Annotated in this window: 20 protein-coding genes; 9 read left to right on the top strand and 11 right to left on the bottom strand. The window is 43.7% G+C overall.

Annotation, left to right across the window (positions count from 1 at the left end):
• Nucleotides 1-40: 40 nt before the first annotated feature.
• Nucleotides 41-931: a LysR family transcriptional regulator gene (locus AC0J5Y_RS01245; protein ID WP_475131170.1), complete on the top strand. Its 891-nt coding sequence runs from the start codon at nucleotides 41-43 to the stop codon at nucleotides 929-931.
• Between the two features lie 71 nt (nucleotides 932-1,002).
• On the opposite strand, the gene crcB is transcribed toward AC0J5Y_RS01245, so the two are convergent.
• The 4 genes from crcB to AC0J5Y_RS01225 form a co-directional block, all read right to left on the bottom strand.
• Complete coding sequence (gene crcB / locus AC0J5Y_RS01240) at nucleotides 1,003-1,374, bottom strand: fluoride efflux transporter CrcB (RefSeq protein WP_475131169.1); 372 nt, start codon at nucleotides 1,372-1,374, stop codon at nucleotides 1,003-1,005.
• Nucleotides 1,375-1,434: 60 nt separating this feature from the next.
• Nucleotides 1,435-2,493, bottom strand: coding sequence for a tRNA (adenosine(37)-N6)-threonylcarbamoyltransferase complex transferase subunit TsaD (gene tsaD / locus AC0J5Y_RS01235; protein WP_475131168.1), 1,059 nt, complete (start codon nucleotides 2,491-2,493; stop codon nucleotides 1,435-1,437).
• Between the two features lie 96 nt (nucleotides 2,494-2,589).
• The gene (locus AC0J5Y_RS01230) at nucleotides 2,590-3,105 is read right to left on the bottom strand and encodes a c-type cytochrome (RefSeq protein ID WP_475131167.1); all 516 of its coding nucleotides are present in this window, start codon (nucleotides 3,103-3,105) and stop codon (nucleotides 2,590-2,592) included.
• 66 nt (nucleotides 3,106-3,171) lie between these two features.
• On the bottom strand, nucleotides 3,172-3,558 hold the full coding sequence (locus AC0J5Y_RS01225) for a hypothetical protein (RefSeq protein WP_475131166.1): 387 nt from the start codon (nucleotides 3,556-3,558) through the stop codon (nucleotides 3,172-3,174).
• 392 nt (nucleotides 3,559-3,950) lie between these two features.
• Between AC0J5Y_RS01225 and rpsU the strand changes: the two genes are divergently transcribed.
• Both rpsU and AC0J5Y_RS01215 read left to right on the top strand, forming a co-directional pair.
• Entirely contained in the window at nucleotides 3,951-4,166 is a 216-nt protein-coding gene (gene rpsU / locus AC0J5Y_RS01220; RefSeq protein ID WP_010195908.1) for a 30S ribosomal protein S21, read from the top strand.
• Nucleotides 4,167-4,357: 191 nt separating this feature from the next.
• Complete coding sequence (locus tag AC0J5Y_RS01215; protein WP_475131165.1) at nucleotides 4,358-4,807, top strand: GatB/YqeY domain-containing protein; 450 nt, start codon at nucleotides 4,358-4,360, stop codon at nucleotides 4,805-4,807.
• Between the two features lie 74 nt (nucleotides 4,808-4,881).
• Here AC0J5Y_RS01215 and AC0J5Y_RS01210 read toward each other — a convergent pair whose 3' ends face one another.
• Nucleotides 4,882-6,543 carry a M48 family metalloprotease gene (locus tag AC0J5Y_RS01210; RefSeq protein WP_475131164.1) on the bottom strand — a complete coding sequence of 554 codons (1,662 nt, stop codon included), beginning with the start codon at nucleotides 6,541-6,543 and terminating at the stop codon, nucleotides 4,882-4,884.
• 401 nt (nucleotides 6,544-6,944) lie between these two features.
• On the opposite strand from AC0J5Y_RS01210, the gene AC0J5Y_RS01205 reads away from it, so the two are divergent.
• From AC0J5Y_RS01205 to thiS, 4 genes are all read left to right on the top strand, one after another.
• Nucleotides 6,945-7,412 carry a sulfurtransferase TusA family protein gene (locus AC0J5Y_RS01205; protein ID WP_475131163.1) on the top strand — a complete coding sequence of 156 codons (468 nt, stop codon included), beginning with the start codon at nucleotides 6,945-6,947 and terminating at the stop codon, nucleotides 7,410-7,412.
• Between the two features lie 241 nt (nucleotides 7,413-7,653).
• On the top strand, nucleotides 7,654-8,517 hold the full coding sequence (gene rpoH, locus AC0J5Y_RS01200) for an RNA polymerase sigma factor RpoH (protein ID WP_475132046.1): 864 nt from the start codon (nucleotides 7,654-7,656) through the stop codon (nucleotides 8,515-8,517).
• A 65-nt stretch (nucleotides 8,518-8,582) separates the two neighbouring features.
• Complete coding sequence (locus AC0J5Y_RS01195; protein ID WP_475131162.1) at nucleotides 8,583-8,951, top strand: DUF423 domain-containing protein; 369 nt, start codon at nucleotides 8,583-8,585, stop codon at nucleotides 8,949-8,951.
• 112 nt (nucleotides 8,952-9,063) lie between these two features.
• A complete protein-coding gene (gene thiS / locus AC0J5Y_RS01190; protein WP_475131161.1) occupies nucleotides 9,064-9,264 on the top strand; it encodes a sulfur carrier protein ThiS in 201 nt (66 codons plus the stop codon).
• A gap of 288 nt (nucleotides 9,265-9,552) precedes the next feature.
• On the opposite strand, the gene hpf is transcribed toward thiS, so the two are convergent.
• Nucleotides 9,553-9,921, bottom strand: coding sequence for a ribosome hibernation-promoting factor, HPF/YfiA family (hpf, locus tag AC0J5Y_RS01185; RefSeq protein ID WP_475131160.1), 369 nt, complete (start codon nucleotides 9,919-9,921; stop codon nucleotides 9,553-9,555).
• A gap of 402 nt (nucleotides 9,922-10,323) precedes the next feature.
• Nucleotides 10,324-12,030: an RNA polymerase factor sigma-54 gene (gene rpoN / locus AC0J5Y_RS01180; RefSeq protein WP_475131159.1), complete on the bottom strand. Its 1,707-nt coding sequence runs from the start codon at nucleotides 12,028-12,030 to the stop codon at nucleotides 10,324-10,326.
• Between the two features lie 321 nt (nucleotides 12,031-12,351).
• On the opposite strand from rpoN, the gene AC0J5Y_RS01175 reads away from it, so the two are divergent.
• Entirely contained in the window at nucleotides 12,352-13,248 is an 897-nt protein-coding gene (locus tag AC0J5Y_RS01175; protein ID WP_475131158.1) for a nitrilase-related carbon-nitrogen hydrolase, read from the top strand.
• Between the two features lie 76 nt (nucleotides 13,249-13,324).
• Here AC0J5Y_RS01175 and AC0J5Y_RS01170 read toward each other — a convergent pair whose 3' ends face one another.
• The 4 genes from AC0J5Y_RS01170 to lptM all read right to left on the bottom strand — a co-directional run bounded on the left by AC0J5Y_RS01170 (nucleotide 13,325) and on the right by lptM (nucleotide 17,258).
• Complete coding sequence (locus tag AC0J5Y_RS01170) at nucleotides 13,325-14,374, bottom strand: tyrosine recombinase XerC (RefSeq protein ID WP_475131157.1); 1,050 nt, start codon at nucleotides 14,372-14,374, stop codon at nucleotides 13,325-13,327.
• A 57-nt stretch (nucleotides 14,375-14,431) separates the two neighbouring features.
• Nucleotides 14,432-15,319, bottom strand: a complete 888-nt coding sequence (gene dapF / locus AC0J5Y_RS01165) for a diaminopimelate epimerase (RefSeq protein WP_475131156.1) — start codon at nucleotides 15,317-15,319, stop codon at nucleotides 14,432-14,434.
• A gap of 200 nt (nucleotides 15,320-15,519) precedes the next feature.
• Entirely contained in the window at nucleotides 15,520-16,851 is a 1,332-nt protein-coding gene (lysA, locus tag AC0J5Y_RS01160) for a diaminopimelate decarboxylase (protein WP_475131155.1), read from the bottom strand.
• A gap of 95 nt (nucleotides 16,852-16,946) precedes the next feature.
• Nucleotides 16,947-17,258, bottom strand: a complete 312-nt coding sequence (gene lptM / locus AC0J5Y_RS01155; RefSeq protein WP_475131154.1) for an LPS translocon maturation chaperone LptM — start codon at nucleotides 17,256-17,258, stop codon at nucleotides 16,947-16,949.
• A gap of 600 nt (nucleotides 17,259-17,858) precedes the next feature.
• Here lptM and AC0J5Y_RS01150 point away from each other — a divergent pair.
• The gene (locus AC0J5Y_RS01150) at nucleotides 17,859-19,091 is read left to right on the top strand and encodes an acetate/propionate family kinase (RefSeq protein ID WP_475131153.1); all 1,233 of its coding nucleotides are present in this window, start codon (nucleotides 17,859-17,861) and stop codon (nucleotides 19,089-19,091) included.
• The last annotated feature ends 18 nt before the right edge of the window (nucleotides 19,092-19,109 follow it).

Here is a 19,109-nt window from a genome sequence, read left to right as displayed (position 1 = left end):
TTATAATGAATTTTTCTCACCTTAGTGGTTAGGTTATATTATGCTAGAGCTTCGTCATCTCAATACGTTAACCGCACTACGGGCGCACGGCTCACTAGCGGCGGCAGCTGATGAGCTACACGTCACTGCCTCTGCGGTCTCACATCAGCTAAAAGAGCTGGAGAATTACTACGACATTAGCCTAGTCAATCGCCGCACACGCCCGCTCACTTTTACGCCAGCTGGCAAAACGGTTCTGGCATTGGCTGATAGCATCATGCCACAAGTGACTCGTACCAAATCTAACCTGAAACGCTTGGCGCATGGTCAAGCTGGCAGATTGCGCCTAGCTTCTGAATGTCACAGTTGCTTTGACTGGCTCATGCCCATACTCAATCATTATCGCCGCGAGTGGTCGGATGTGGAGCTGGATTTTGCTACGGGTTTTGAGCCTGAGCCGCATCATTTATTGATGGAAGGTGATATTGATCTGTTGATTACCACCAGTGATTTGCCCATAGAAGGGATCAGCTATCAGCCATTGTTTGAGTACGAAAGCCGCTTGGTGCTGTCACCCACGCACGATTTGGCCGCACAAGAGAGTATTAAGCCCAATGACTTGACTAAGGAGACGTTAATTGCTTATCCAGTTGAAGCTAAGCGCCTTGATATTATTGCCAATTTTATGACGCCAGCGCAGGTGAGCTTTCAGAGTATTCGTACGACAGAGTTGACAGCGATGCTCATTCAATTGGTTGCTAGTGAGCGCGGTGTGGCAGCATTGCCCGACTGGGTCGTGGCGGAATATGAGAAAAAAGGCTGGGTCGTCTCGCGGCCGCTAGGCACTGGTGTGCGCTGTCAGCTTTATGCCGCGACGCGCACCGCTAGCCAAGATACGGCTTATCTGCAAGGGTTTGCCAGTTTATTAGAAAGCATTGTAAAACCTGTATGACTAGGAATTGTTAGAAAAAAGAGCGGTATTAAAAACTAATATCGCTCTTTTTTATTACTGCATTTTTATTATTATAAAACCAACTTAAAGAAGTAAAATCCAAGCGCGGTTGCCAATAATGTCAGACCTACGTGTAGCCCAATCAGTCCTAAGCCCGCCAGCAACCTTCCTTGATGAATAAAGGTAAATACTTCAGCGCTAAACGTACTAAACGTGGTTAATCCACCCAAAAACCCAGTAATCACAAACAGCCTAATATTGGGAGACAGTTCACTACCCATACGCTCAAACCACACCAGTGCCAATCCTATCAGCAGTCCACCCAATATGTTGGCGCCAAGCGTTCCAAGCGGTATCCAGTGATGCAGCGGATTAAAACGTGCCAACCAGCCTCGCAGGCATGCACCAAGAGCAGCACCTAATCCAATCGCTAGCCACTGCATAAATCATCCTTATCAGGTGAAAGTTACTATAATAGATATTCGCTTATTAGTGACGATAATTTAAACCGCTGGCAGCTCAGTCATTGGCCAACGTGGCACGCAAGTGACCGCTAAATCATCGAACTGCCCTGCTCGCAAACGCTCGTAACCGGCATACGCAATCATCGCACCATTATCAGTACATAAAGCAGGAGGTGCATAATGCACAGTGGCATTTATTTTAGCAAGCTCCCGCTCGAGAGTTTCACGCAAATGACTATTGGCACTGACACCGCCTGCGATAACCAATCGGCTCATATTCACTTGCTTAAGCGCTTTGACGCATTTTTTCACCAAAGTATCAACGACGGCATGCTGAAAACTGGCAGCAATATCAGCACGGACTTGCGGGTCGCTATCAGAGCCATTTCCTGAGCCACCTGAGAGTGGCGTGTCTTTAATCAGATTATGTACCGCTGTTTTCATACCACTAAAAGAAAAATCCAAGCCGCGATGTAACATGGGACGCGGTAAGTCGTAGGCATTTGGATTGCCAGTTTCGGCCAATTTGGCGATATTAGGACCACCCGGATATGGCAAGCCCAACATCTTTGCCGCTTTATCAAAACATTCACCTGCCGCATCATCAATGGATTCGCCAAGGATTTCATATTGACCAATACCATGGGCAGCAATGAGCAGCGTATGCCCACCAGAAACCAGTAAGGAGACAAACGGAAACGCTGGTGGATTCGCACCCATCAGCGGTGCCAATAGATGCCCTTCCATATGATGAATACCAATCGCTGGAATATCTAACCCATAAGCCAAGCTACGACCAAACAATGCACCCGTCATCAAGGCGCCGATAAGCCCCGGACCCTTGGTATAAGCGATCGCATCAATCTCATCTTTAGTGATGTTGCATTGCTGCAAAAGCTCGTTAAATAAAGGCACTAACTTACGAATATGATCGCGACTAGCAAGCTCAGGCACCACGCCGCCATAAAGGGCGTGCAGCTCTATTTGTGAATACAATACTTGCCCAAGCAGACCTTTATTGTCGCTTGTCATCTGTTCGCTATCAAAAATCGCTAGACCCGTCTCATCGCAAGAGGTCTCTAAACCCAATACTTTCATCTATGTGCCTTTATATTTTGCCTTGTAGCGTGAATAAAAAACCGCCACTGTAAGCTTACAATGGCGGTCAGTTTAGCAAATTTCAATCAATAGTATTTAGCTAGCTGCAGCAACCATATAATCCACAGCCGCATGAACTTGCGCTTCACTGACTTCAGCGCTTGCCTGCGCGGGCATTTTGTTAAAGCCCTTAACAGAGTGAACATGTAATGTATCGATACCTTTGGCGATTCGTGGTGCCCACGCTTCTTTATTACCGAATACTGGCGCGGCTAATAAACCTTTTTCATGACAGACTTTACATTGTTTTTCATACAATGTAGCACCTGCATCAGCAGCCAACACTTCAGGCTCATCGGCAGCAGTACTTACTTCTTCCGCTTTTACTTCTGACACCTCAACTGCTTCTACTTCAACGACAGGCTCAGCTTTAGCAGGCGCTGCTGGCTCCCCAACCACAATTTCGGTTTCATTAACCACTGCAGGCTCATCTGTGGGAGTGTTATCACCACCGCTACAGGCGCTAAGTGTCAATAACATACTAAGACTTAGACCAGACAGCGCTAACTTAACAACTGATTTTTTCTTTATTACAGCTTGTTTAACAGTCATGGTTGTTTCCTCATCTATAGATGGTTAGTAACACCGCTCATTATTGAATACTGCCTTCAAGCAAGATTAATTGGTTGCAGGTTCAGCTGAATCCGTCGCCGGCACTTCAGTACTATTGGCAGTATCGGCAGTCGCCACAGCGGTATCAGAACTATCGGCGCTTACCGTTGCATCAGCTGCTGTTCCCTCTACTGCGACAGCCCCTTCTTCAGTACTCATCGTCGCATCTGTTGTCGCATCAGCTGCTGGCATTGGAGCTGTTACTGGGAAATCTATCTTTTCTGCTGCAGGTGCATTCGCGCGAGCAATTTCTGCTGCCTCATCAACACGATCGATGGCTAAAATGTGATCTGAATCTTCACCTTCTTTCTCACTACTACAAGCACTGACACCGAAACCAAGAGCGGCGATAAATGCTGTACTTAGCGCCGTATTGAGTACTGATTTTTTCATTCCAACATCCTTAATAAAGTGCACATAAAACGATTGATATTATGCAAATTATCATAGCATAAATTTGGCCCAAACCGTTATAGACAGTAGGGGGTTTATTTATACTGATGCTATTTAGTAAATATCCCGTTTATTCTTCCTAAAGAACGTTTAGCTATAAATAACTTACGACCCTTATTGCTGACAGCAGTTTGCAACTTAATGATAGTTATAGATTAATGAGTAAAAGCCTTTGACTTTATTGCGATTTTTTATTAAAATAGGCGCCCTTGTGCTATTGCGCAAGATTGTCCTAGTTTGAGCTGATGCCGGTAATCTTGAGATATTACGGCTAAATACTAACATACAGCCAAATTAATGCCCTTATATCTCATCCTAATCGAGGAGTCTTCATGCCTGCAGTTAAGGTTAAAGAAAACGAACCAGTTGATATCGCTATCCGTCGTTTTAAACGTGCTTGTGAAAAAGCTGGCGTATTGTCAGATGTACGTAAGCGTGAATTTTATGAAAAACCAACGCAAGTACGCAAGCGCAAAAAAGCTGCTGCAGTAAAGCGTTATAAAAAGAAATTACAACGCGAAACTATTCGTACCACTCGTATGTACTAATCGATCATACGATTAGCTAAGTACCAGCGCTACACTAACGCCACTGTTATCCAATGATATCAGTGGCGTTTTTTATGCTACAATTTTTGTTATTACTATCATTGGTTCTAACACTTTCTATTATAAAGCTTGCTCTGATTAATAGACTTTTTATACAAACTTTTTACCTATAATCATAAGGAATAACAACAATGAGCCAAATTAAACAGACGTTAACTGATACCATTAAAGTTTCTATGAAAGCACGTGAGATTGAACGGGTCAAAGTACTGCGTAACGTACAAGCGGTTATCAAACAAATTGAGATCGACCGTCGAATAGAGCTTGATGATGCACAAGTATTAGAGATATTACAAAAACAGCTCAAACAGCGCCATGAGTCATTGACTATTTTTACCGAAAACGGTCGTGATGACTTGGCAACCAAAGAGCAGTTTGAGATTGATATTATCAATGAATATATGCCAAAACAAATGGATGATGCGGAGATTACGGCCTTAGTAAACGCAGAAATCGCCGAGCAAGGCGCAACGTCAATGCGTGATATGGGTAGCGTGATGGGTATATTAAAAACGAAAACTGCGGGTCGTGCTGACCCTGCATTAATCTCAAAGTTGGTCAAAGACGCGCTACAAGGGTAATCGCTACAACATATTGATAAAATCAATGCCTTTTCTATATAGTGCTTTATAGCAGTTAGTTATCAGAGAACCGCCTAAGGCTTAAAGTCTTTGGCGGTTTTTACGGCTTTGATTTCGGCATTGATATTGGCAAGAAGTGGGCGAGCGCTATTGGCTTGAGCCGTATTTTGCAAATTTTCTGTCAATTTTTTGGCTTGCGTCAAAGAAGTCAGCGCGCCCTCGTAGCTTCCACTCCATAGTTGGTCATGACTGCGGTAGCGTAGTGCATTAATAGTGGCGATATTTTTTAGCGCTGCAGAATCAGTGGTCTTTGCCAATTTTTCATTGGCCAATTGCAAACTTTGCCAAGCATAGCGATCACTTGGTTGCTGCTCGGTTAAGGGCTTAAGCAATGCCTGCGCTTTGGTTGGTTGATTGCTATTGGTCAATGCTTCCGCCAAATACAGACGCAGGTCACGGCGCTCAGGATACAAGCGCTGCTGACTCTCTAATATTTCAGCAGCTTGTTGCCATTCATTTTGTTCTGTCAAAATCTGGCTTTGGGTAATGGACAATAATGGCTCGAGTACTTCGCGCTTTGTGACCGGCAATGCAGACAGCTCGGCAAACAAATCATTTGCCTCTTTAAAGCGCTGCTGCTCGCCATACCAATGCATCAGCGCAAGCTTTGCCCCGACGCTGTTCCTTGCTGCAGTCGTTAATGCGGTCTCTGAGGCATGCTTGCCAGTACTTTGTACCCGCCAATAGAGCAAATCAAACAAGGCTTGATGGCGCTGCTGTTGATTTAACGGCAATGTATTATAACGCTGCGCGCGGCTTTGAGATTCGCTCAAGCGCTCATTACTTAAGGGATGCGAGCGGATAAAACTTGGCAAAAACTGATTGGCGGTTTGATTCATCTGACTTTTTTGGTTCATGGTCGCAAAGAAGCGCGGCATCGCTCGTGGATCATAGCCAGCTTGGTTCATAATTTGCATACCGACCCGATCCGCTTCTCGCTCATTATTGCGACTAAATGCCATGCTGCTATTCATTGTCGCAGTCTGGCTACCCATCATGACTGCTGCTGCCGCATCACCATCGACGGTCGATGCAGCAATCGCGGCGAGCATGCCACCTATTTGCACCAGCAAGGCTTTTTTGCGCTCATCAGCGCCGCTTTCATAATGACGCTGACTGATGTGCGCAACTTCATGAGCCACAACGCTTGCCAGCTCATCCATGCTATTGGCAGCCAATATAGTGCCAGTATTGAGACCAATAACGCCGCCTGGTGCCGCAAACGCATTGATACTTGGATTGTCAATAATCACCAGACCAAGCGGTGCTTGCTGGCGCGCTTGGGCATTGAGCCGCCATGTCAGCTCTTTGAGAGTTTCTTGAATCCAAGGGTCGTGCTCCATCTTTACACGACCATTGATGTTTCTTAATGACCATTCACCAAGCAATTTATTTTGATATTGCTCATCAAAGCTCAGCCCCTGCCCGCGTAAACTGGGCAAATTTAGCTCTTCTGTACCAGTGGTTTGCCATGAATCATAGCTCAATGGCACCGCTTGGCTTTTGCTATAGGCGGCGCTTGTACAAGCCAATAGTATCGTTGACAGGGCTACCTTTAGTGCAAGCATTGGCGACAGATGATAGTTTACCTGCTTAGAGAATAACCCTGTCTGTATGCTTGCATAGTGAGTGATAGCACGTTTATTCCGTGAATTTATTAGCGGCTTATCAAGCATTGATTGTCTTTTAGAATAATCCAAGTGCGTACCCTATATGCATAATCATAACGTGCTTTGACTATACGACCTTGTCTATTGAACGTCAATTGCCGTCTGCCTATCGCTACCAATAGCTCCGCAGAGCGTCACTATTGCGCAACATGGTTATGTGAACCTATTAGATAACTCTAATATGAAGATCACTACTATTCAGTTGTTCTGATTGATCAAACGCAATGATGACCATATTCAACTGCAATTGAATACAGGCAATTTGCTATAATGGTTGCTTATAAAACCGTCGGCGTCGCAGCACAATCGCCATGTTGTATTAAGATAGTATTATCCATAAATATTGCAATTCTAAGCATTAGGCTGACACACAAAGTTTAATGCTAAATACGTGAAAGGTTTATTTTATGTCTGTTGATAGCCCATTCATCATGGTGCGAGCCTTTTATCTAATATCTTTGGGAGAGACCTTGTCTAAGAGCGAGCAGCAATCAATCAGGCAGCTCCTAGACTTATTACCAGCAGATAACAGTAACTTAAATGATAAAACAGATTTGAGTAAACCAGTACTTGTTATCAAAGATATGGTCGATGGTCGTGGACTTGCCTGCCCGATGCCACTGTTAAAGACTAAGGTTGCGTTACGCAGTGTCAATGCTGGTGAATCCTTGTATGTTGTGGCAACCGATCCGAACTCGCAAGCGGATATCATGGCTTTTTGTCAGCAAAGCTCACAAACAAAAGCCACTAACCCGCTATGGCTTAGTATTAATCAAGCTACTGTATCAAACAGTGAAGAATTGAGCGCCAGCCAATCTAAATATTCTGTTGATACAATATATCACTTTATCATTACCAAAACTGATAGCAACTAAGCGGCGCTATCCTTTACAATTACAACTATAAAGATTTTTATCTGACTGTTTGCTTATCTATTTAACCAAGGTCAAGAATATGGCTAATACCACTACTAACGCTGCAAATAATCGTGAAAAAGACAGCGCTGTTCCTGAAATAAACGAAGCGCGCGATGCAGCCCTGAAAGCGGCAGCTGAGCGTCCGCCTTATGATGCCAGTACGCTTGGCGATACCAGTACCCGTGATTTGGTACCTGCCATGCCGACGCATTTGTCCGCACCTGGAGTGAATTTGGGTGCTTATATTAATACCGTGCATCAAATCCCTATCTTGACTCTGACGCAAGAGCAAGAGCTTGCACATCGCTATTATGATGAGGGCGATGTAGAAGCGGCGCGTTTACTGGTCATGTCTCATTTGCGTTTTGTCATTCATATTGCTCGCAGTTATTCAGGCTATGGGTTACCGCAAGCAGATTTGATCCAAGAAGGTAATTTGGGACTTATGAAGGCAGTAAAGCGTTTTGATCCTAACAAAGGCGTACGTTTAGTATCATTTGCAGTGCATTGGATTAAAGCAGAGATTCATGAATTTGTCATCCGTAACTGGCGTATTGTAAAAGTTGCTACAACCAAGGCGCATCGTAAACTGTTCTTTAACTTACGCAGTTTAAAAAAGACTAACAATCAGTTGACCCTCGAAGAAGCCGATGCGATTGCCAATGACTTAAACGTTACTCGTAAGCAAGTGCTTGAGATGGAGTCGCGCTTGACTTCTTATGATGCGTCATTTGAGGCGCAATCAAGTGACGATGATGATGGACGTTATGCGCCGCAGCTATTTTTGGAAGATGGCATTGACCCTGCCGAGATCGTCGAAGAATCTGACTGGGAAGAAAATAATTCATCAGCCTTGATTGCTGCAATGGAAACCTTGGATGATCGCTCACGTGATATTGTTGAGCAGCGCTGGTTATCTGAGCAAAAATCAACCTTACATGAGTTGGCAGCGGTTTACTCTATCTCTGCTGAACGCGTACGCCAAATTGAGAAAAACGCCATGGATAAAATTCGTGAAGCGATGACCATCGACAGTGTGATTTTACCTGATGATATTCAATAAGGTGCCTATCGATAAGACGACTGTCTTTGCCTAGTAAGCATTTATTCAACAATACGAGTACAACCATGTTCAATTGGATAAGTATCGCGGCGATCAATATGGCTATCGCCGTTGCGTTAGGTGCATTTGGCGCGCATGGTCTCAAAGCTATGGTCAGCACTCAACAGCTAGAATGGTGGCAGACGGCAACCCTATATTGGTTTGTCCATTCGCTTGGATTATTACTTGTTGGTATTCTTATTCGCTTAAACTATGCAACCCAAACCGCCGCATGGTTATTACAAATTGGCGTCATTGTTTTTTCGGGTAGTTTATACGCCATGACACTTGGTCCGCCACGTTGGTTCGGTGCCATTACGCCTATTGGCGGTATGCTGATGATTGCAGGTTGGTTATGGCTTGCACTATCTTCTGCACGCTTAACAAATAACTGATTGCTTGATTTTAGTAGGAAATAATCTTATTTTATTCAGCTACGTTAGTGCTGGTAGTAGTGAAAAATAGTAAGGCTAAATAGGAATTTTGGATTATTAGGGAGCATGATTTATGAGCAGTATTAGTGTCAATGGTAAGAAGTTACAGACGACTCATCAAACGGTACAATTGGTTGTCAATGAGCTTGGGCTTAGTAGCGGTCGTTATGCGGTGGAAGTCGATGGTGAACTGATTCCTAAAAGTGAGCTTGATAAGCTACATATTGTTGAAGGCATGACCATTGAAGTAGTACAGGCTGTAGGCGGTGGCTAAGTTTTTTAGCCATTGAAATAGACAGTCGTTTTTGATACATAGCACTTTAGAAAATTACACTGTAAAACCTAATGTTTATAGCAGTTTCCTTTTTGAATTCATTATAAAAAAGACCTCAACGATTATTCGTTTGAGGTCTTTTTTTACTTAGCGTCTTAAATTTGCTGATTTTGAGCATGTTACGTATTCAAGTTACTTAGGAATACTGTCCAATTTAATAACCTTGCTATTTGTGCATTAATTTGTTGGCTAATAATTATTAAAATTTTATGTCACAGCAAGCTATCACTAAACTGCAGGCTCAGCTTCAGCCGTCATCAAATCTTCATAACGTGCATCACGCCCTGCACCCTGTGTTTTTTTGCTCTCCATTTTTGTTTTATACTTGCGTACTTGTCTATCAAGTTTGTCTGCCATCTCATTTATGGCTTTATACATATCATCATCAAGAGCTTGGACAAACATCTCTTTACCCGAGACTCGCATGATAGCTTCAGCCTTATGGCTCTTTTTAGCACCGCTGTTATCTAGCGATAGAATCACTTGAATACTTTGAATCTGATCAAAGTGACGCTCGACTTTTTCAAGTTTTTCGCGAACTGCGGTGTTCATGGCATCGGTAATACTGATATGGTGACCACTGATAGAAACATTCATATTATTGTCCTCTTATTAGTACTTACAATCAACAGATGAGGTCGCATCGCTGCTTTTATCATCCTGCCTTACCACAAAAAAATCTTGTATCTTTAGCCTTAGTGCCTTTAATAGCAGTGATTTTAATAAAATATCGACGTATCCTTTTATCGTCTTTTATCTCTTATCCCTAATGACTGACTACATAAATTTGCTAAATCGACACTTTGATTTTGTTGTTGGTATGACTCTAATTTGTCATGAAAACCCGCTAGTAGCAAGGCTTTATATTGTAAGTAAATGTAATAAAATCGGTTGTTTCTTTAATGTTTCTATATAATCAAAAAATTTTATTTTTTATATTTTTTATAAAATATTTTGATTACTAATCACCTCGTTAGATAACTTATTGAATTCAGAGCATTAATATTTTTGTTTGCGCTGTGTAGATGAGCCAATATTCATTGCTTCACGATATTTGGCGACTGTTCTTCTGGCAATATCGATACCTTCTGCTAACAAATAATCTTTTATCTTGCTATCAGACAATGGCTTTTTGGGCTCTTCATCAGCGATAAGCTGCTTAATCATCGCGCTGATAGCAGTTGATGAGATATCGCCATCGCTGCTGCTAACATGTGATGAAAAGAAATGCTTGAGCGAAAACAGTCCTTGCGGTGTCAAAATGGTCTTGCTAGTGGTCAGGCGCGAGACCGTTGATTCATGTAAATCGACTTCGTCTGCAATCACCTTTAAAATAAGCGGTTGCATAGCAGTGGCGCCATACTGCAAAAAAGATTGCTGGTAGCGCACGATGCTAGTGGCCACCTTTAAAAGGTTCTGATTACGCTCTTCGATACTGCGAATAAATAAGCGCGCATCGGTGAGGTTTTCACGTAGATATTGATTATCAGGGCTATTATCGCCGCGCTTAACAAGATTGGCATATTCTTGGTTGACTCGTAGTTTTGGCAAGGTTTCAGGGTTTAGACGTACCTGCCAGCCATCTTCTTGAGTAGAGGTGGTGGTGTTTTGATGAGCATCATGGCGACGGATAGGCGTCACCAATACATCAGGGATATCATAGCTGTCGGGCGACTGAGTATAATCCGGTTGGCAGCTTTGAAATAGCAATCCTGGTGAAGGATTTAAAGTACGCAACAGCGTAAGCGCAGGAGTAATCTCATGAGCCGTAAGTCCTGTGCGCTCAGTTAAGGCTTTAATATTATTACTGACCAGATACTCACTGGCAGATAAGAGCGCTTGGGCTTGTTGTAGATAAGGCGTGTCAGTGTCGAGCTTAGATAACTGAATCGCTAAGCATTCACTTAGATTTCGTGCACCAACCCCCAGCGGATCACAGGATTGAATCATGCGCAGTACTGCCATCACTTCATCCTGCTCAACGCGCTCATCCCACTGATAAAAGCTTGCAATGGTATCAAAGCTCTGTAGCAACTCCTCGATATCGAGCCGTACAAAACCCATGTCGTCCATAGAATCCATCAAATATTCAGCGATAAGAGTATCTGTCTCTGAGAGACGTTTAAAATTCAGCTGCCAACGCACATGGTCTTGAATCGTCGCATTGGTACTACCCTGATAGCGCTCAAAGCCCTCAGAATCTGGACGTATGCTGCTTGAACCACTACTGGCGGTGTTAAAACCGTCATAATCTGCATTAGGTCTATCATAATTTGAGCTTTCATAGCTTGAGCCTTCAAAGTCTTCAAGCGTATAACTGTCGATGGCATCCGTATCGAAACCGTCTTGCTGCAATTTATCTAGACTATCATGAGTAAAGCTATCGCTAGTAATGTCATCATAGTCAAATCCATCTTCATTATTTGATGAAGGAGATATAGAAAACGTGTCAGAAGCAGTACTCTGATTCCAGCTGTCTAACGTTAGTGGCTCGCCAAATTCATCTAATGCGTCTTTATCCATACTTTCATACTCATCTTCATCGTTTTCGATGCGTTCTAGTAATGGATTACTGTCCAGCTTCGCTTGAACCTCCTGCGCCAGCTCAAGACTAGAGAGCTGCAGCAATTTAATGGCTTGCTGCATTTGCGGGGTCAGTTTTTGTGAGATGCTTAGCGTGGTCGCCAATCCGAACGACATACTCATGGGCAGTTTATTACACTCCAGTCTTGGTAATATTGTCTTTGTAATGCTGATTAGTGAGCGGTTTACCCTTAACAGGACATGACGATAGCATTTTTTGCGACAATTTTGCTATGATAATTTATGCCCTTGCCAAATAAGTGAATGACAAACCTCTGTCCGTAGCTTTCTGGTAGCTTCTAAAGAATACTTTAATAAAAATTTATACCTGTGCATAGTTGCATAAAATGATTTGCGGAGTAAGGTTCAAGTAAACCATTAATAATGACAAACCTGAAAACGTTTTATGAGATATATAATATTAACAATATTGAGAAGCCTACTATGAATGAACATCTACATAACATACAGCTGACCGTTGCTGCCATCCAAATGAATAGCCAGCAGAGCATTGAAGACAATCTGTCGGATATAAAAGCCGCTATTATGGATGCTCGTGCGCAAGGTGCACAGCTTGTCGTATTACCAGAAAACTGCTGTAGCATGGGTAGACAGTTTGCTACCGCAGAGCAGTTCGATGCGCTGTCAGCGATGATAGCAGAGTATGCACGTACGTATGGTATATATGTACTAGCAGGCTCTCTGCCCTGCCCATATCGCCCTGACGGTATGATTGTGCCTGATGGTAGATTGCGTCAGGTCAGTCAGTTATTTGCGCCGGATGGTACACAAGTGGCGCGCTATGACAAGATTCACTTATTTACTGCGACTGTCGCCGATAAGCAAGGCAGTTATAACGAAGCGGCGACGTTCGAGCCAGGTACGCAGACGGTCGTGGCAGCGCTCGAAGTAAATGATGGTATTTATCAGCTCGGTATGATGGTTTGCTTCGATTTGCGCTTTCCTGCATTGGCGCAGCGTCTGCGGCAAGCAGGCGCAGAACTATTAAGTGCGCCATCTGCTTTTACGCATCTAACCGGACAAGCCCATTGGTCGCTCTTACTGCAAGCACGAGCTTTAGACAGTCAATGTATGGTAATTGGAGCAGCACAAGGCGGTGAGCATGCGTATAAAGACGGTCATACACGTCAGACGTGGGGACATACGACGATTAGCGCTTATGATGGAACTGTAATGAACAGCTATAATGATAGCGAATTGAACCCATCTTTGAATAAAGACCATAAAAATTATGCTTTGGTCTTAGCGACGTTAGATAGACAAGCGCAAAATCAGGGACGACAAAAGATGCCTATCTTTGATTGTCATCGTTTGGCATAAAATAATTTTTATACAAGCATTTTTAATAAAAGGTTTTTTCAATCAAATCAATTTGCGATGAAAGACACTTTTAAAATTAAAGGGTTGAATCGCAGTCTTTGGATGCGTGAGTGGCTCGGGGATGGGCGCGGTCGTAGACTTGGGTCAATTTAGCAAAATCGACATGGGTATAAATTTGCGTGGTACTGATATCGCTGTGTCCAAGCATCTCTTGGACAGCGCGCAAGTCGCCACTTCCTGACAACATATGTGATGCAAAGCAATGGCGCAATAGATGCGGATACATGTTTTGAGCAATTCCAGCACGAGTAGCAGCAACTTTGAGACGCTGCTGCACAGCCCGTGTTGATAAACGCGTACCCAGTTTTTCACTAATAAATAATGCACTGTCCATCTGCTCTACCCACAGATTACGGTGCGGTAGATAACGACGAATGGCGTCAGCCGCTTTTATTCCTAAGGGTACTAGGCGTGTCTTATTACCTTTGCCGATCACGCGAACGCGCAGATCAGCTAAGTCGACATCTACTATATCTAGCGCGACTAGCTCACCGACACGTAGACCACTGCTATAAAGCAATTCAAACATCGCCTTATCACGTAGCCACAAGCGTGCTTGTTCAGGTGTATCGGGTATTTCTTGGTCGAGCAATTGCGTCAATAAATCCACATCAGCGATAGAGGGTAAGGGTCTAGGGCTGCGCTTGAGCTGATAGCCTGTGGTTGGATTGATACGTGCCAAATCCTCTTCTATCAGCCAGCCATAAAAATGACGAATAGCTGATAACTCTTGCTGAACGCTGGCAAGGGCCAGCTTGTCTTCATCAAGGCGTTGGCTGATATGCTGGGCTAATTGGCGTTTATCACAACGCGTCCATGTCAGGCGTTTACCTCGCAGGAATAACGCTAACTGATTTAAGCCAGCAAAATAAGCCAGCAATGTATGCGGCGAGTGATTACGCACAGACAAGACACTTAGCCAACGATGTACAGGGGCTAATAATTTACTTAATGTGGTATCTGCTTCTATGGTGATTGCCAATTCTGCTGATAACCATGACGGTGAAACGGATTGTTTATCAGATTGTGCGTCTGTCACTTGAGATTTTTTATAAGACATCACCATATTGAAAACAACCCCATTACATATCCAATAAAAATAACTGTCATTTATGTTTTACTATTAACTTTCTGAATTGGGCTTGATACCGGCTTGTGCCATCAAGCCATCTGGACTAAAGACACCTTCATACACAAATGCGGTTGGTCCGGTCATCATGACTGAATAGCCCGGCTGCCATTTAATCACCATGCTGCCGCCATAGAGCTGAGCACGCACATCTTCGCCTTCGTCAAGCCAGCCTTCGCGTATCCCAATGGCAACGGCTGCACAAGCGCCCGTACCACAGGCTTGCGTCTCACCGACACCGCGCTCATACACTCGCAGACGAATATGACGCTGATTCATTATTTGCATAAAACCGACATTGACACGCTCTGGAAACGCTGGATGCGACTCGATGGCTTTACCCAAGGTTTCAATGTCAGCATCAAGCACATTGTCAACTTTTATCACCGCATGCGGATTGCCCATATTGGCAACATAAAGCTGCACCGGCGTACCATTCACGTCCAGATGATAAGCATTTTGGATTTTGGTGATGGCTCTTGGGGTAAATGGAATCTCACTTGGCTCAAACTTGGGCTTGCCCATATCAACCTCTACCCAGCCATAACGATCGGTCGTCAGCGAAATAATGCCGCTTGCCGTCTCAACACGGAGACGCTGTTTAAAGGACAACTTGCGCGCTTGCACAAAACGGGCAAAACAGCGGGCGCCATTACCGCATTGCTCAACCTCTGACCCATCAGTATTAAAAATACGGTAACTAAAATCGACGTCAGGGCGCATTGGCGGCTCAACGATGAGCAACTGATCAAAACCAACACCTAAATGACGGTCACCCAATAACTGCACCAAATCCTTGGTCAAATCCAAACGCTGAGTCACCAAATCGATGACCATAAAGTCATTGCCCAACCCATGCATCTTAGTAAATTCTATTAGCATATCCCTGATATCCTATCCTATTTTTATGTATGTCTTATATTAGCACGCTGTCAGTTACAATCATAACTATCACCGTTATCAAATGCCAAGTTATACTCCGCACTTATTATTCAGGTTTTTGATCAAAATTTGCCATAAAAAAACCCACTAGCATTACGATAATGGGTTAGATTTTTGAGATACTTTATGCTGCTTAGCAATTAACCTTGCCACAATACTTCGTCTTCATATAGCGCTTCGACGGTTTCGCGTTTGCGAATCAGCTGGTGGCGATCATCAGCTATCATGATTTCACTAGCGCGCGGGCGTGAATTATAATTGCTACTCATAGTAAAGCCATAAGCACCAGCACCCGTGATTGCGAGAATATCGCCTGTCGAAAGCGACAACAAACGATCTTTTGCTAAGAAATCACCCGTTTCACAGATAGCGCCAACGATATCCCATGGCTCAGTACTTTCTGTATTAATACCATTACTAGGTAAAACGTTTGGAATTACTGCCATTTCTGCTTGATATAAAGCAGGGCGAATTAAGTCGTTCATTGCCGCGTCAACAATCGCAAAATTCTTATGCTCAGTTGGTTTGAGCACGTCAACCTTGGTCAATAACACCCCAGCATTTGCCACGATACTACGACCCGGCTCAAAAAATACCGTCAAGCCAAGCTCACTAAGTTTTGGCAATAAAGCATTGGCAAATTCATCAATAGACACCGGTGTCTCATCAATATAACGCACACCCAGACCACCGCCCAAATCGATATGACGCAGCTCAATACCTGCTTTACGTAAGCTATGCACCAGCTCAATCACTTTATCCAATGCCGCAACGAATGGCTCAACTTCAGTCAACTGCGAGCCGATATGACAATCAATACCGACGATATCGATATGAGACAATATGGCGGCTTGTTGATAAACGACCAGCGCATCCTCGTGCGCAATACCGAATTTATTGTCTTTGAGACCTGTTGAAATATACGGATGGGTTTTGGCATCCACATCAGGATTGACACGTAGTGATATCGGCGCTGATTTATCAAGCTGCGCGGCAACTTCATTGATTAGAGTCAGCTCGCTAATCGACTCAACATTAAAGCAACCAATACCTTGGTTAAGCGCGTACTCAATATCGCCATAGGTTTTGCCGACGCCTGAGAATACCACACGTGCAGCTTCGCCCCCTGCCGCCAATACCCGCATTAGCTCGCCACGTGAAACGATATCAAACCCTGCGCCTGCTTGCGCCAATACACCAAGTACCGCAAGGTTTGAGTTTGCTTTTACCGCATAGCAAATCTGATGATTTAAGCTGGCAAAGCTATCGGTATACGCTTGGTAGACCGCTAAAATCGCCTTTTTTGAATAAACATAACATGGTGTACCATAGTGTTTAGCCACTTCGGTAATGCTGACTTGCTCCATATGTAGCGTATTATTTTGATAATGTATTTCAGGTAAATGGGCGGTTAAGGCTTCAGGATTGATGTACAGGCCTTGCTCAGTGTGGGTCGTGACTGACTGACTCATATAAATATCTCTAATATAATCAAGGTAACAATAAAGTATTGGGCTTGCTCAAAAATCGTTTGAACATTTACATTTTAATAATCCATGATTACTTATTAGTAATCGTTAGGATCGTTACTCGGTTCAGGCAGCTGAAAATTCTCTGTATTTTGTTGGTCGCTGTCAATCTTAGCAAAGGCGGTATCTTGTGGATTACTGCCACTATCTAATATTGCCGTGCTATCTCGCACTGCTTTACTACCAGCGTCTATAAGGTATAAATCGCCTTTTTGTCCGCAGCCAACCAACAATGCCGCTGAAGCTATCGTGATCGACGTACCAAGCATGATGTTACACATACTATGCCGAATAGTACTGCCCACTGTCTGAGAGTGCTTGGGTTTTGAGGTATATCGTGTCGTAAACATAGGATAGATAACCTGTAATCTTGCAACGGTGTACGCGATAAAAATCACTATCAGCGAAAACAACCAAGGCTGCAATAGGGAAAATAGGAAGATTTTTTAATCATAGCATTATTCTATAAAGCTGTGCGCCTATAGAATATGTTTGCGTAGTAAATTTGCTGAAATACAGTGATAATGAATCCAATATAAATATAAAACAATGTTATTGATTTAAAGGTAGACAAACTTACTTACAATTTTTATAAAGGCAAATTTTTACTTATTTTGTCTCATAAGCCCTCACTGTCTTCGGTGCACACCTGTAATCATCAATCAAGAACTGGCTGATTAAAACCTTAGAGTTACGTGGTGTCACTGCTAAAATATGATACATTATAGTCAACCCTTGTAGCTATAAGGCAGCGCTAGCAGGCGTTTGCTTTACATTTGACCCCTGCTAGACATAGGGATGGCTCAAGCATAACGAAAATCAGCGCGATAATGGTTTATGTTTCCAAACCGTGCCACCTATACCAGCACCGATATCGCTGGTTTTCGTTTATTCAACAGGTGATCGTCGAGATACGGCACCTTTTATAAAAGACAATCTAAGGATAGAGTATGAGCGCTGGCGTAAGCACCACTTTTGATGACAAACACCCTGAAGCATCGACCCTGACCAATCCTACTTTAGTATTGAACTGCGGCTCCTCTTCAATCAAATACGCTTTAATTAGTGAGGATGAAGGCACTCGTATCACAGGTCTTGCCGAAAACTTAGGTCTCGATACTGCCCGTATTAAACACACCACATTGAATGGTGAAAAGTTAGAAATTGCAATCGCTGGTGGTCGTCATGAACTTGCCTTACAAAAAATCCTTGAGCTACTTGAGCAGTATCACTTTATTGCTGTTGGGCATCGAGTGGTACATGGCGGTCGTGAGTACTCAGAAGCGGTGCGTGTCGATGCGCATGTGTTAGCAGAAGTCAAACGTCTAAAAGTCCTCGCCCCATTACACAATCCGGCAAACGCACTAGGTATCGAGGCGGTACAAGCGATCTATCCTGATATTCCGCAAGTGGTGGTATTTGATACTGCCTTCCACCAGACCATGCCACCCGTTGCTTTCCGCTATCCGCTACCAAAGGCACTCTATTCAGAACACAAAATTCGTCGTTATGGCTTCCATGGTACCTCGCATGCTTATGTATCAGAACGCGCCAGCCATATTACTAGCGCAACAGGACCACATGGTTGGTTAACTGCGCATCTGGGCAACGGCTGTTCAGCAACGGCTGTCTACGACGGCAAAAGCCTTGATACCAGTATGGGTCTCACCCCGCTTGAAGGTCTTATGATGGGTACGCGTAGTGGTGATGTCGATCCAAGCTTACATATTCATCTTAAGCGACAACTTGGTATGAGCTTAGAAGAAATCGATAAAATGCTCAATAGCGAAAGTGGTTTACTTGGTATCTCAGGCTTATCGAATGACTTGCGTACCATCGAGCAAGCAGCTAATGAAGGCCATGAAGACGCGAAGCTGGCTATCGAGATGTTCTGCTATCGTGTTGGTAAATACCTTGCCAGCTTAAGCTGCGCGCTCCCTGACTTTACCGGTATTGTCTTCACCGGTGGTATCGGCGAAAACTCTGTGACTACGCGGACGCGTATTTTGGAAGTCATGCGTCATTTTGGTATTAAAATAGATGCCGATAAGAACGCTGGCTTGGTCGGTGGCAATGAAGGCAGTTTTCATACTGACGATAGCAGTGTTGAGCTGTGGGTTATCCCAACTGATGAAGAATGCCGTATCGCACAAGAGACTCGTGCAGCCTTAGGTCTAAAATAAAACTAGGTCTACAATAAG

The organism is Psychrobacter sp. TS_SC_6 (assembly GCF_056156305.1).
Note: the sequence above shows the minus strand (reverse complement) of the source record. Positions and strands in the feature narration are given on the sequence as shown.

Coding starts and splice junctions, on each gene's coding strand:
- AC0J5Y_RS01195 (WP_475131162.1), top strand. CDS start 8,583: ATGTTCAATTGGATAAGTATCGCGGCGATCAATATGGCTATCGCCGTT.
- AC0J5Y_RS01230 (WP_475131167.1), bottom strand. CDS start 3,105: ATGACTGTTAAACAAGCTGTAATAAAGAAAAAATCAGTTGTTAAGTTA.
- AC0J5Y_RS01170 (WP_475131157.1), bottom strand. CDS start 14,374: ATGGTGATGTCTTATAAAAAATCTCAAGTGACAGACGCACAATCTGAT.
- AC0J5Y_RS01205 (WP_475131163.1), top strand. CDS start 6,945: ATGTCTGTTGATAGCCCATTCATCATGGTGCGAGCCTTTTATCTAATA.
- AC0J5Y_RS01215 (WP_475131165.1), top strand. CDS start 4,358: ATGAGCCAAATTAAACAGACGTTAACTGATACCATTAAAGTTTCTATG.
- dapF (WP_475131156.1), bottom strand. CDS start 15,319: ATGCTAATAGAATTTACTAAGATGCATGGGTTGGGCAATGACTTTATG.
- lysA (WP_475131155.1), bottom strand. CDS start 16,851: ATGAGTCAGTCAGTCACGACCCACACTGAGCAAGGCCTGTACATCAAT.
- AC0J5Y_RS01245 (WP_475131170.1), top strand. CDS start 41: ATGCTAGAGCTTCGTCATCTCAATACGTTAACCGCACTACGGGCGCAC.
- rpsU (WP_010195908.1), top strand. CDS start 3,951: ATGCCTGCAGTTAAGGTTAAAGAAAACGAACCAGTTGATATCGCTATC.
- AC0J5Y_RS01150 (WP_475131153.1), top strand. CDS start 17,859: ATGAGCGCTGGCGTAAGCACCACTTTTGATGACAAACACCCTGAAGCA.
- tsaD (WP_475131168.1), bottom strand. CDS start 2,493: ATGAAAGTATTGGGTTTAGAGACCTCTTGCGATGAGACGGGTCTAGCG.
- AC0J5Y_RS01175 (WP_475131158.1), top strand. CDS start 12,352: ATGAATGAACATCTACATAACATACAGCTGACCGTTGCTGCCATCCAA.
- lptM (WP_475131154.1), bottom strand. CDS start 17,258: ATGTTTACGACACGATATACCTCAAAACCCAAGCACTCTCAGACAGTG.
- AC0J5Y_RS01210 (WP_475131164.1), bottom strand. CDS start 6,543: ATGCTTGATAAGCCGCTAATAAATTCACGGAATAAACGTGCTATCACT.
- thiS (WP_475131161.1), top strand. CDS start 9,064: ATGAGCAGTATTAGTGTCAATGGTAAGAAGTTACAGACGACTCATCAA.
- crcB (WP_475131169.1), bottom strand. CDS start 1,374: ATGCAGTGGCTAGCGATTGGATTAGGTGCTGCTCTTGGTGCATGCCTG.
- rpoN (WP_475131159.1), bottom strand. CDS start 12,030: ATGAGTATGTCGTTCGGATTGGCGACCACGCTAAGCATCTCACAAAAA.
- rpoH (WP_475132046.1), top strand. CDS start 7,654: ATGCCGACGCATTTGTCCGCACCTGGAGTGAATTTGGGTGCTTATATT.
- AC0J5Y_RS01225 (WP_475131166.1), bottom strand. CDS start 3,558: ATGAAAAAATCAGTACTCAATACGGCGCTAAGTACAGCATTTATCGCC.
- hpf (WP_475131160.1), bottom strand. CDS start 9,921: ATGAATGTTTCTATCAGTGGTCACCATATCAGTATTACCGATGCCATG.